At 57.9% G+C, this 12,839-nt stretch carries 10 protein-coding genes; all 10 read left to right on the top strand.

What is annotated here, in order from left to right:
- The first annotated feature begins 53 nt into the window (after positions 1–53).
- The 10 genes from H2O17_RS08355 (at position 54) to H2O17_RS08310 (ending at position 12,802) form a co-directional block, all read left to right on the top strand.
- Positions 54–1,121: a carbohydrate ABC transporter permease gene (locus H2O17_RS08355; protein WP_182049270.1), complete on the top strand. Its 1,068-nt coding sequence runs from the start codon at positions 54–56 to the stop codon at positions 1,119–1,121.
- Positions 1,118–2,041: a carbohydrate ABC transporter permease gene (locus H2O17_RS08350; RefSeq protein ID WP_182049269.1), complete on the top strand. Its 924-nt coding sequence runs from the start codon at positions 1,118–1,120 to the stop codon at positions 2,039–2,041. Before H2O17_RS08355 ends, H2O17_RS08350 begins: the two co-directional genes overlap by 4 nt.
- Positions 2,041–3,531, top strand: a complete 1,491-nt coding sequence (locus tag H2O17_RS08345; RefSeq protein ID WP_220456739.1) for a glycoside hydrolase family 1 protein — start codon at positions 2,041–2,043, stop codon at positions 3,529–3,531. Before H2O17_RS08350 ends, H2O17_RS08345 begins: the two co-directional genes overlap by 1 nt.
- Positions 3,532–3,580: 49 nt before the next feature.
- Complete coding sequence (locus H2O17_RS08340; protein ID WP_182049268.1) at positions 3,581–4,591, top strand: LacI family DNA-binding transcriptional regulator; 1,011 nt, start codon at positions 3,581–3,583, stop codon at positions 4,589–4,591.
- A gap of 314 nt (positions 4,592–4,905) precedes the next feature.
- Positions 4,906–8,163 (top strand): isoleucine--tRNA ligase, encoded by a 3,258-nt coding sequence (gene ileS / locus H2O17_RS08335; RefSeq protein WP_182049267.1) that lies wholly within the window; start codon positions 4,906–4,908, stop codon positions 8,161–8,163.
- Between the two features lie 137 nt (positions 8,164–8,300).
- Positions 8,301–9,884 carry a bifunctional folylpolyglutamate synthase/dihydrofolate synthase gene (locus H2O17_RS08330; protein WP_182049266.1) on the top strand — a complete coding sequence of 528 codons (1,584 nt, stop codon included), beginning with the start codon at positions 8,301–8,303 and terminating at the stop codon, positions 9,882–9,884.
- A 134-nt stretch (positions 9,885–10,018) separates the two neighbouring features.
- The gene (gene ndk / locus H2O17_RS08325; protein ID WP_425486301.1) at positions 10,019–10,453 is read left to right on the top strand and encodes a nucleoside-diphosphate kinase; all 435 of its coding nucleotides are present in this window, start codon (positions 10,019–10,021) and stop codon (positions 10,451–10,453) included.
- Positions 10,454–10,469: 16 nt separating this feature from the next.
- Positions 10,470–11,468 carry a dihydroxyacetone kinase subunit DhaK gene (gene dhaK, locus H2O17_RS08320; RefSeq protein ID WP_182049264.1) on the top strand — a complete coding sequence of 333 codons (999 nt, stop codon included), beginning with the start codon at positions 10,470–10,472 and terminating at the stop codon, positions 11,466–11,468.
- Between the two features lie 3 nt (positions 11,469–11,471).
- Positions 11,472–12,095, top strand: a complete 624-nt coding sequence (dhaL, locus tag H2O17_RS08315; RefSeq protein ID WP_182049263.1) for a dihydroxyacetone kinase subunit DhaL — start codon at positions 11,472–11,474, stop codon at positions 12,093–12,095.
- Positions 12,092–12,802, top strand: coding sequence for an HPr family phosphocarrier protein (locus H2O17_RS08310; protein ID WP_182049262.1), 711 nt, complete (start codon positions 12,092–12,094; stop codon positions 12,800–12,802). The genes dhaL and H2O17_RS08310 overlap by 4 nt, the downstream gene beginning before the upstream one ends.
- Positions 12,803–12,839: the final 37 nt, after the last annotated feature.

Below are 12,839 nucleotides of genomic sequence, written 5' to 3'. Positions count from 1 at the left end.
ATCTGGCGGCCCGCTCTATAAAGGGCGGGCCGCCCCTATGAAGTAGGCAAAGAATGGCACATTCTGTTCAAAGCGTGAGTGCTAGCGTTGGCGGCACACCTGAGACCGCCACCACCAGCACTGAGCCCACGAAAGTGGGAGACGCCGTCGAGGCGCTGACGGCTCCAGAGCTGCACGTGGCCAAGCACGAACGTGCGGCATGGCGTCAGAAGCTCAGTCGAATAGATGAGAAGGTATCCCCGTATCTCTACGTGAGTCCGTTCTTTATCGTCTTCGCGATTGTGGGCCTGTATCCACTCTTGTACACAGCGTGGGTCTCGCTGCATGATTGGACACTTCTTGGTGGCCAAGGCGAGTTCGTGGGATGGGATAATTTCGCATCCGTTCTCTCGGAGCCGCGATTCTACACGGCAGTGCGAAACACCTTCTCTATTTTCATTCTCTCGTCCGTTCCCCAAATCATCGGAGCGATCCTCATCGCCGCAGTTCTCAATGCGAACCTGCGTGCCAAGACGTTCTGGCGAATGGGAGTCTTGCTTCCATACGTGGTTGCACCTGTAGCAGTCTCACTCATCTTCTCGAAGATGTTTGGAGATCAGGCGGGCCTCATCAACACGATTATTGGCTACATTGGCATAGACCCAATTGGTTGGCACGCAAACGCGTTCGCCTCGCATATCGCAATTGCCACCATGGTTAACTTTCGTTGGCTCGGTTACAACGCGTTGATCCTCCTAGCTGCGATGCAAGCCATACCCACGGAACTCTACGAGGCCGCGATTGTGGATGGAGCGGGCCGCGTTCGCCAGTTCTTCAGCATCACAATCCCTCAACTCCGTTCCACAATCGTGTTCGTGGTCATCACCTCAACGATCGGTGGCTTGCAGATCTTTGACGAACCACGAACATTCGACACGATGGGACGAGGAGGTTCGGACGGTCAATGGCAGACCCTTACTCTGTTCCTTTATGAAAGAGGTTGGGGCGCTCAGTCCGACTTCGGAAAGGCGGCCGCAGTTGCCTGGTTGCTCTTCCTCCTTATCATTTTGATAGGCATGGTCAACTTCGCTCTGACGCAAAGGATTTCGTCAGGAGAAGGCAAGAAAGGGAAGAAGCGATGAGCACCGGTCTCAGTTCCGCTCCGGCAGTCCAGCAGATGGCTGGAAAGGGAGCAGCGAGGGCATACTCGCGTAAGCAGAAGCATGCGAGCTACGGGCCAAATCGTCGCCCGCGATGGTACACATATGCGCTTCTGACCCTGTTTATTCTCGTGTGTTTCTACCCTTTGTGGTACGCAGTTCTGTTGGCCTCCTCTGATGCGGCCAGCATTGCACAACACCCCATTCCCTCTCTCATTCCTGAGGGCAACCTCTTTACCAATATCAACCGCGTGCTGAACGCAGATATCAACTTCTGGCAAGCTGTTATCAACTCGATCATCGTCGCGGTGATTACCTCCATCTCGGTTGTGTTCTTCTCAACACTGGCTGGATATGCGTTCTCCAAGCTTCGCTTCCGTGGCCGCGATGGTCTGCTGGTCTTCATCATTGCCACAATGGCAGTTCCAACCCAGCTCGGCGTGGTTCCGCTGTTCATCGTCATGTCGAACCTTGGGTGGACAGGCAAACTGGTGTCAGTCATTGTCCCCGCAATGGTTACGGCATTTGGCGTGTTCTGGATGACCCAGTACTTGCGTGATGCCCTTCCGTTTGAACTCATTGAAGCTGCCCGCGTTGACGGCTGTTCGATGATCAGGACCTTTGTGTCGGTTGCTCTGCCAGCCGCCCGCCCGGCAGCTGCGATGCTTGCACTCTTCACCTTCGTGGGATCATGGACCAACTTCTTCTGGCCATCGATTGTCCTAGGCGCAAACAACCCCACCCTTCCGGTGGCGTTGAAGCTGCTGCAAGCGTCCTACTTCAAGGACTACTCGCTCATCATGGCAGGCGTGGTGGTATCCACGGTCCCGCTCATTCTGCTGTTCGTCTTCGCAGGCAAGCAGCTGGTTTCCGGCATCATGCAGGGAGCAGTGAAGGGCTGATGGCCACGTTAAGCTTTCCGCCATCATTCGTCTGGGGAGCCGCAACAGCGGCATACCAAATTGAAGGTGGTCACCGCGAAGACGGACGCACGGACTCAATTTGGGATGCATTCGCCAAGGTTCCAGGCGCTGTTTCGGGCGGCGCTGATGGCGCTATCGCATGCGATCATTACCACCGGATGCCAACCGACGTGGCACTGCTTAAGGATCTGGGGATCACAAACTACAGATTCTCCACGTCCTGGAGCAGAGTGCGCCCAGATGGATTGCCAAATCCGCGAGGTTTGGACTTCTATTCGAGGCTCGTGGATGAACTGCTCGAGGCAGGGATTACGCCGTGGTTGACGCTCGAGCATTGGGATCTACCCCAGAGTATTGAGCAGAGAGGCGGGTGGCGGGTCCGCGAGACGGCGCAACTCTTCGCCGATTTCACCACTGATGTGGTTGCGAAGTTGGGTGATCGAGTTTCGCATTTCATTACTCTCAATGAACCGTGGTGTCAGGCGTTCCTTGGATACGGTTCCGGCTACCATGCGCCGGGCCGGGCTTCGGCTGCGGAGGCAGTGGACGCCGCTCATGTTCTCTTGTTGGCTCATGGTTTGGGACTCGAACGGATCCGGGAGCTGGCACCCTCAGCGAAGGCGGGAATCGTGGTCAACTTGACTGTGGCCAACCCGTTGGATCCGCAGAATCCGGCCGATCAGGAGGCCGCTCGGCTAGTGGAAGGTGCTCAGAATAGGGTCTTCTTGGACCCGATCTTCAAGGGCTCGTATCCATCTGACATCCTCGAAAGCATGGCCGGTGCAGGCCTTGGCAGGATCGCGCAACCAGAGGATTTCCGCATCATCAGTGCTCCCATGGACTTCATAGGAGTGAACTTCTACAACGGTTGCCAGGTTGCTGGCGCTGGTGCACACACTCAGCCTTCCGAGGGCACAGCGGCGAATGTGCCAACGCCGGCCGGCAACGATGCCACCAGTGAGGCCACCAGTCAGGCCACCGCGAAGCCAAGCCCGTATGTGGGCACCGAAGGCGTGCGCTGGGTGCCACGAGCACTCCCACACACAGCCATGGATTGGGAGGTTTGGGCCCCTGATCTCACAACGGCTCTGGTGAATCTGCATGAGGAGTACTCGGGACCCGCCGGAATCCCAATCTACGTCTCTGAAAACGGCGCTGCATACGACGACGTCGTCGACGATCACGGTTTTGTGGACGATTCCGGTACCCGTCAGCGCTACATCGCCGAACACATCACGGCTGTCCATGACGCGATCGAAGGCGGGGCAAACGTAGACGGATACTTTGTATGGTCATTCATGGACAACTTTGAATGGTCACAGGGTTATCGCGCGCGCTTTGGAGTGGTTCGGGTGGACTACGATACGTTGGAGCGGATTCCAAAGGCGTCAGCCGGTTTCTTCAGTGAAGTGATCACACAGAATTCCATCTCAGAATCTAGGCCGGATCTACAGAGCGTGCTGAATTAGCGAGCGCACTTGCATTCTGGCTGCTGGCTACGGCAGTTGAGGTACCGAAATGAGAAGAAAGACCAACGCACCCACGCTTGACGACGTGGCGCTCGCGGCTGGTGTCTCCAGAGCTTCAGCCTCCCGGGCAATTCGGGGCGAGGTGAGGGTCTCACCGGAAGTTTTGGAGGCCGTCCAAAGGGCCGTCAAGGACCTCGGATATGTTCCCAACAGGGCTGCGCGCTCGCTTGCTACGCAGCGTGCGGACGCAATTACAGTGATATTCACTGAGACCGTTGAGCACGTGTTTGGCGATCCATTCTTCGCCACCACCATGCGTGGAATCTCAGAAGTGCTGGACGCTGCGGGCAAACAGCTCGTGCTGTTGCTACGGACCTCCACGCATGACCACACGCATATCGGGTATTTGACAGCAGGGCACACCGACGGCGTGGTGGTGGTCTCCCACAGGACAGACGACGAGGTGGGCGAGGCGCTTGCAGCTCTCGACTTGCCGGTTGCTTTCGTGGGGCGCCCGCCACAGCAGATGTCCACGGCCAACTACGTGGACACTGACAACAAAGCCGGCGGCGCTCTGGTTGCCAACCACCTCCTCAAACAAGGCTGCCGCAAGCTCGCCATTGTCACAGGAAACCTTGAGATGCCAGCGGGCATCGATAGGTTGGAGGGGTGGCGTCAAGCCCTCCGGGATGCCGGAGTGGACGCTTCGGGGGTGTACGAGGCCGATTTCACGGTCACCACGGCCTATGAAGCCACCCTTCGTTTGCTTGAGGAACACCCAGACGTTGAGGGCATTTTTGCAGCTTCCGATCTGATGGCAATGGGTGTGGCACGTGCGGTTGAGGAGAAGGGGAAATCGATCCCCGACGACATTCGCCTGGTCGGATATGGAGATCTGCCGGACGTCTCCGAGATGCGGGTTCCGCTGACCACAGTGGTGAACCCCGGTGTAGAGATGGCCCGTCTAGCAACCCGCATGGTGCTCGATGAAATCACGGGCGATCTGGTGGATGGTTCGATCATCGTTCCCCCGAAGCTCATCGTGCGGCAATCCGGCTGAGTGGTTCTTGGTTTGGCTGAGCAGTGCTTGTTCATTAGGTCTCCTTGAGTTTTGCGGCATGGATTCATACTCATAACGTGAGATAAGATCTTTCCTGTGTTGACCCGGCTGCACCGCGTGTGCAGGTATCACCGGCGAGCATTTGGAAGAACAGGTGCGGCGCATCGCCAAACCTCAGTAGAACCAAACGGTTGGACCCGTTACAGTCCCCAATGAGCGGCCACGCCTTCTGGTGCGGCAAGCGAGGTGGTACCGCGGTGGCGAACGCCAGTTCACCCATCGTCCTCGCCTGACCGATTCCACCAAGGAGAGACATGAGCGAGCAGGCCCACTATCCACTCCATCGCGATGGCGCAGTGCAGGCGTCACCCGAGTTTCCCAAACTCGAGGAGGAGGTGCTCGCTTACTGGAAGCAGGACGGCACCTTTCAGGCGTCCATTGATAACCGTCCCAGCGGCCCCAAGGGAGCAAACGAGTTTGTTTTCTATGACGGACCGCCATTTGCCAATGGTCTGCCTCATTACGGCCACCTTCTCACGGGCTATGTGAAAGACGTCGTCGGGCGCTACCAAACAATGCGTGGCAAGCGCGTTGAGCGGCGTTTCGGCTGGGATACTCACGGTCTGCCAGCGGAACTCGAAGCTGAGAAGATCCTCGGGATTACAGATAAGTCGCAGATCGAAGGCGAAGGCGGCATCGGTATCCGGGCGTTCAATGAGGCCGCACGCAGCGGCGTCATGAAGTATGCGACCCAATGGCAGGACTACGTCACTCGCCAAGCCCGCTGGGTTGATTTTGACAACGACTACAAGACGATGAACCCCGCCTTCATGGAGTCTGTCATCTGGGCCTTTAAGCAGCTCTATGACAAGGGGCTGATCTACGACGGCTTCCGCGTTCTGCCGTATTGCTGGAACGATCAAACGCCATTGGCCAACCACGAACTGAAGATGGATGATGACATCTATCAGGATCGCACTGACCAGACTGTCACGGTGGGCTTGCGTCTAGAGACAGGCGAGTTGGCTCTTATTTGGACGACGACGCCGTGGACTTTGCCCTCAAACCTCGCGATCGCGGTTGGACCCGACATCGAGTATGTGGTTGTGGCTCCATCCGAAGGTGAACTGGCGGGGGAGCGGGTTGTACTAGCCAAGGCATTGCTCGCCTCCTACGCGAAGGAACTAGGTGAGGATCCCGAGGTGGTTTCCACCTTGACTGGATCGGATCTGGTGGGGCGCCGGTACACGCCAATCTTTGACTACTTCGATACAGACGAGGACCGCAGCGAGGGTCAAGCTCCGGGACCCAATGCCTGGACTATCGTCGCGGGCGACTTCGTGACCACTGAAGATGGCACGGGCTTAGTGCACATTGCGCCGGCCTTCGGCGAAGATGACATGAACGTCTGCCGCACCGCTGGCATCCGGGCCGTCGTGCCTGTAGATGACGCCGGCAAGTTCACCTCTGCCGTGCCGGATTACGAAGGCGTACAGGTATTCGAGGCCAATCGTCTGGTGATCGCGGACCTTCGGGAAGGCACCGGAAACCTTGCTCACCGTGATCCCTCAGTACGCGCCAAACTTGTCCGCCAAGCTTCATACAAGCACTCCTACCCACATTGCTGGCGGTGCCGTAAGCCACTCATCTATAAGGCAGTCAGCTCATGGTTCGTGGGCGTGACCGAGTTCCGCGATGAGATGGTTGAGCTTAACCAGCAGATCACGTGGGTGCCGGAGCATATCAAAGACGGCATCTTTGGGAACTGGCTGGCAAACGCGCGCGATTGGTCTATTTCCCGCACCAGATTCTGGGGCTCACCAATTCCCGTGTGGAAGTCGGATGACCCAGCATTCCCTCGCGTTGACGTGTACGGATCGTTGGAGGAACTTGAGCGTGACTTCGGGCATGCGCCGATGAACGATGAGGGAGAGGTGGATCTCCACCGCCCATACATCGATGAACTAGTGCGCCCGAATCCTGATGATCCCAGCGGTAAGTCGATGATGCGGCGCGTGCCAGATGTTCTGGACACGTGGTTTGATTCTGGCTCCATGCCGTACGCGCAGGTTCATTATCCGTTCGAAAACCAGGATTGGTTCGAGAACCATTACCCGGGCGATTTCATTGTGGAGTACATCGGCCAGACTCGTGGATGGTTCTATAACCTGCACGTGCTTGCCACGGCGTTGTTCGACAGGCCGTCGTTCCTCAATTGCGTCTCCCATGGAATCGTTCTGGGCGACGACGGACGCAAGATGTCAAAGTCTCTGCGCAACTACCCAGACCCTGCCCGCGTGTTTGACGAGTACGGTTCGGACGCCATGAGATGGTTCCTCATGAGTTCCCCGGTTGTCAGGGGCGGCAACCTCATCGTCACCGAGGACGCCATTCGTGACACAGTGCGCCAGATCCTTCTGCCACTGTGGAACACGTACTACTTCTTCACGTTGTATGCGGGTGCTGCCAACCACGGCGAGGGATTCCGCGCTACCTACCTTGATATGTCCGATCCTTCGGTGGTTGCCGGGCTGGATATTCAGGACCGCTACCTGCTGTCACACACTCGGAAGCTGGCCACCACTGTGCGGGCCCAGCTTGACGCATATGACATCCCCGGGGCTTGCCAGAGCGTGCGCGAGTACATCGACATCCTGACTAACTGGTACGTTCGCACTTCCCGTGATCGCTTCTGGAATGAGGACGCGGGTGCATTCAACACTCTTTACACCGCTCTGGTAGTTCTCAGTGAGGTCAATGCGCCGCTGCTGCCCCTTCTTAGTGAGGAAATGTGGCGCGGCCTGACGGGTGGACGGTCTGTTCACCTAGTGGATTGGCCCGAAGTGCCAGCGACCGTGACTGATGACGCCCTCATGGCACAAATGGATGAGGTGCGCGCAATCGTCTCGGCCACTCATTCGCTACGCAAGGCACACAAGCTACGCGTTCGTCAGCCACTCCAGAGCTTGACTGTGGTCACCACTCAAGAACTTGGCCAATACGCGGATCTCATTGCCAGCGAAGTGAACGTCAAGGCTGTGCTGTTCCGCGATGCAGAATCCTCCGGTATGGAGATCAAGCGGGAGCTGGCAGTGCTGCCGCGCGAGCTGGACCCGTCTATGCGAAAGCTGACGTCAAAGCTGTTCAAGGCCGCCAGGGAGGACGCTTGGCACGAATCCGAAGGCGGGATCGTTCTTGAACTGGGCGATGAGGAAGTTGCGCTCAGTGATGGCCAATACACGCTGACCACACAAGTTGTTTCTGAGGAAGGTTCAGTTGCCACCGTTCTTGACTCAGGTGCATTCGTTTCACTTGACACCACTTTGACGCCTGAACTCGAGGCTGAAGGGTATGCCCGTGACGTGGTTCGCGCTGTGCAAGATGAACGCAAGGCAGCAGGACTCCATGTGGCAGACCGCATCAGCCTGACCCTGACAGTCCCAGATGAACACGTTGCTGCGGTGGAAGCTCATCTGGAGTTCATCAGCCGTGAGACACTCGCCCTCGAGGCGACAGTTGCAGGCGGGTCATCCGATATTCAGGTTGCCGTGGCAAAGTTTGGCCGCGCCTGAGCACGTGTGTGCCACACAATGAAATAACGAGCACCGATGGGCGTTTACCCCATCGGTGCTGTAGGGCTTAAGGCCGGGGCCGGGCGAAGATACTCTTCGCCCGGCATTGGCATCTGCGAGAAGCTAAGGGGAAACAGATGACATCAGGTACACCTGACGATTTCGACGTGGCCGATGGAACTGAGTCGGATGACGAACGAGAGGCGCGTGAAAGCCAAGAGGATGAGGCCTTCGACGCGGCCCTGAAAGCTGTGATCTCATCGGGGCTCATCGCGGGTCCAGACGCTTCAGTCATTGAAGACGTCCTACACGAGGATGCGGATGCCGCTTCAGACGTCGATGAAACCCAGAAGCTCGCCGCAAAGACGGAACTCGATGCGCAGGTCGATGCGATCTACCAGTCCATCGTCTCCCGCGCACCCGAACACAAGGTGCAGCCTTCTCTTCAACGAGTGGCGGATTGCCTCGACCTCATGGGGAACCCGCAGCGAGCCTACCGGGCCATCCACATCACGGGAACTAACGGCAAGACCTCCACATCTCGCATGGTGGAAGCCCTGCTGCGCGAACGCGGCCTTCGAACGGGTCGTTTCACTTCGCCGCACCTGACCACAGTGCGCGAACGGATCAGCATTGACGGACAAGCAATCACCCGCCAGGACTTCGTAGACACGTGGGAGGACGTCGCACCATTCATTGATCTCGTTGATGCGCAGTCCCAAGCGTCGGGTGGCCCGCGTATGAGCTTTTTCGAGGTTTTCACGGTGATGGCCTACCAAGCCTTTGCCAACGCGCCGATCGACGTCGCCGTCGTTGAAGTTGGAATGGGCGGACGCTGGGACGCAACAAACGTCATTGACGCCGACGTCGCCGTCCTCGCACCCGTTGCGCTCGACCACGAACGCTGGCTCGGTTCCACCGTTGAGGAGATCGCCGAAGAAAAACTGGGGATTATCAAACTGGGAGCCACCGTTATCAGTGCCGCGCAGCAACCGAGTGTTACCGACATGGTGCTCGAACGGTGCCGCGAGATGAAGGCAGACCTCATCATGATGGGATACGGCCTAGAAGTTGTGGCACGGGAGACCGCAGTGAGCGGGCAACTTGTGACGATTCAGACCCCGGCGGCACGTTACGAGGACGTGCCAATCTCTCTCAAGGGCAGCTTCCAAGCGGACAATGCAGCCTTGGCACTCGCAGCTGTGGAGGCACTATTTGGCGGTGTCGCTCTTTCCGGCGACGTCGTGGAACACGCCCTCATGGCAGTTTCCTCACCTGGACGTCTGGAAGTGGTCAGGTCCTCTCCCACAATCGTGGTGGACGCCGCGCACAATCCACACGGCGCACAAGCCACCGTGGAAGCTCTTCAGGAGTACTTCCCTGGCCGTCTCATCGCCGTCGTCGCCATGATGGCAGACAAGGACGTCGAGGGGTTCCTCGGAGTACTCGAACCCGTCTTTGACCAAATCGTGGTAACCGGTATGCCAACAGATCGTGCAATGCCAGCAGACGAGCTGGCCGAAATCGCTGGCGACGTCTTCGGAGATGACCGGGTCCATCTGGAATCCGACCTAGCCAACGCCATTGACGCCGCGGCTGCGCTCGCGGAGTCGGATACGGATGAGCCGATGACCTACCCAGCCGTGGTGGTCCTCGGATCGATCCAATTGGTGGCGCGAGCGCGCACCCTCATGGGACGGCCCGCTCCTGACGGAGCGTGAGCTTAGCAGGTCCACCAGCGCAACATGGATAACTGAATCAAATTGCAGGGCAGCTCCGAACTGTGGTCATATTCCACCGTTCGGAGCTGCCTTTTTGCAATGGATATGAAACGAAACATGGGAGAATGGCACACATGACCTCTGAACGTATTCTCATTCTCATCAAGCCCGATGGCGTGCGCCGCAACCTCACTGGCGAGGTTCTGAGGCGAATCGAAGCCAAGGGTTACACCCTAGAGAACATCCGAATGGCTGAAGCCACCCCGCAGATTCTCGCAGAGCATTATTCGGAACTTGTTGATAAGTCGTTCTATCCGTCTATCGTTGATTACATGACATCCGGTCCACTCGTTGCGGCCATCTTTACCGGTCAGCGTGTCATCGAAGGAGTTCGCTCCCTCGCTGGGGCAACAGACCCTACAACCGCTGCTCCCGGCACAATTCGTGGGGATCTTGCTCGTGATTGGGGCAGTGATTCCGTCGAAAACATCATTCATGCATCTGATTGTCCTGAAAATGCCGAAAAGGAAATCGCTCTGTGGTTTGCGAAGGTGCAAGCCCAGCGCTAAGAAATAGGAGAACATCATGAAGGGACTCATTAACGACCCGGAGAAGGTAGTGGACGAAGCTTTGGAAGGCTTCGCTCGCGCCAATTCCACAATTGTTGCACTTCACACCGATCCAAACTGGGTTGGCCGCGCTGTAAAGCGTGAATCTGGCGTGGCTGTCGTCTCCGGCGGCGGGTCGGGACACGAACCTCTTCATGCCGGGTTTGTGGGCGATGGCATGCTGGATGCCGCCGTTCCGGGAGCAATGTTCACGTCTCCCACACCAGATGCCATTCTTGCGGCAATCGAAGGCGCAGATACTGGCGACGGCGTGGTTCTGATCGTAAAGAACTACACCGGCGACGTACTTAACTTCGAGATGGCAGCTGAACTCGCAGAAGCTTCCGGCCACCAGAGCAGGATCGTGCTCGTTGCTGACGACGTCGCGGTGGAGAACTCCACCTGGACGGCCGGCAGGCGCGGCGTGGCTGGCACAGTGCTTGTTGAGAAGGTCGCCGGGGCAGTCTCTGCCGCAGGCGGCTCGCTCGATGAAGTGGCGAAGGCTGCGGAGGAGATGTCGGCGAAGGTCCGGTCGATGGGTCTCGCATTGCGCGGCTGCACGGTTCCCCACATCGGTGAGCCCGGGTTCGAGTTGGCTGATGACGAAGTAGAGATGGGCGTTGGCATTCACGGTGAGCCTGGCCGCGCACGAGTTGCGATGGCTAGCGCTGACACGCTGACAGACGAACTTGTTGACGCAATTATCAAGGACGGCGAGTTCACCGCTGGAAACCGGGTGATCGTGTTGGTCAACGGCATGGGTGCCACGCCTGCTTACCAGCTGGACATCGTGTATCGCCGCGTAGCGCAGCGATTGGATGACCTAGGGATCACAATTGAGCGCTCGCTTGTTGGCAACTACGTCACCAGCTTGGACATGGAAGGCGTCTCTGTGACGCTCGCCTCCGTGGGAGAAGATATGCTCAAACTGTGGGATGCGCCAGTTCACACCGCAGCGATTCGGAAGGGATTCTGAGACATGGCACTTGGAACAGATTGGGTTCTGCAATGGACTGCGCTGGCGGCACAGGCCGCCCATGAGCACAGAGTAGAACTCATTGAGTTGGATCGCGCCATTGGCGATGGTGACCACGGCGAGAACTTGGACCGCGGATTCACTGAGGTGGAAAAGCAGCTCGAGTCTGCCACGGCGAGCGATCCGGCCCAGGTGTTCCGGACCATTGCTACCACCTTGATTTCCAAGGTTGGTGGAGCATCAGGGCCTCTTCTGGGAACTGCGTACCTGCGCATGTCCAGTTCGGCAAAAGAACAATTGGAACCCGGTGACCTCGCCGCTATGATTGAGGCGGCAAGCCAAGGCATTCAGATGCGTGGTAAGGCAACTGAAGGTGAGAAGACGATGGTTGACGCGTGGGCTCCCGCAGCCCGCGCTGCTGCTGCCGCTGCCGCCTCCGGGGCCGATTGCATAGGTGTGTTGGAAGCTGCGTCCAAGGCCGCAACCGATGGGGCTGAGAATACTCGGCCTATGGTAGCGACCAAGGGCAGGGCTTCCTACTTGGGTGAACGTTCAGCCGGGCACCTAGATCCAGGAGCGGTATCTTCTTCCTATATCCTCGAAGCGGCAGTAAGGGCGGCACGTTGAGTACAAACGTTGGATTTGTTCTAGTTTCACATTCACCTCTGGTAGCCACGGCTGTTGCGGATCTGGCTGCCGAAATGGCACCGGATGTCCAGATTGAAGCCGTTGGCGGCGCACCCGTCGGCGGCTTTGGTACGGATGTCAACGCCGTGTTTGCAGCATGTGAACGCGTGGAAAGCACATGCGAGCGGGTCGTGCTCATGGCGGATCTCGGCTCGGCACGCATGGCTGCCGAGATGGCGATCGAGCTCACGGAGTTAGCCGAAGATGGGACCCCTCGCCGAGTGATCGGACCTGGTCCATTTCTCGAGGGTAGCGTTGCGGGCGCGGCGAAAGCCCAAACCGGAGCAAAGCTGGCCGCCGTCGTCCGTACGGTGGCGAGTGCCTTGGAGATGTGGCGTGAGCACATCAAACCTGAGAACACCGTTGTGCTTTCCCCAGCCACAGGTCAGAGCGAAGGCTTCCAAACTCAGGTGACTGTTGTTGACGATGAAGGTCTGCACGCTCGGCCAGCGGCGCTCTTAGCACAGCTAGCCAGCGAACAACCATGCACCATCCTTATCAACGGAGTCGCTGCTGATTCGATGATGGATATCCTGCTTCTGGGAGTGAAGAAGGGTGAAAGCGTGATCATCTCAAGTCCTGATCCGCACGGGGAGGAGCCAGTGAGGATTGTGGCTGCCGCCCTCGCTGCAGGGCTGTCTATGTGAGGAGTGCAGACGCGGTGAGTGTCTGATCCTACAAGAG

Origin of the sequence: Changpingibacter yushuensis, assembly GCF_014041995.1 — a bacterium.
Taxonomy (GTDB): Bacteria; Actinomycetota; Actinomycetes; order Actinomycetales; family Actinomycetaceae; genus Changpingibacter; species Changpingibacter yushuensis.
This window is presented reverse-complemented; position numbering and strand designations above follow the sequence as displayed.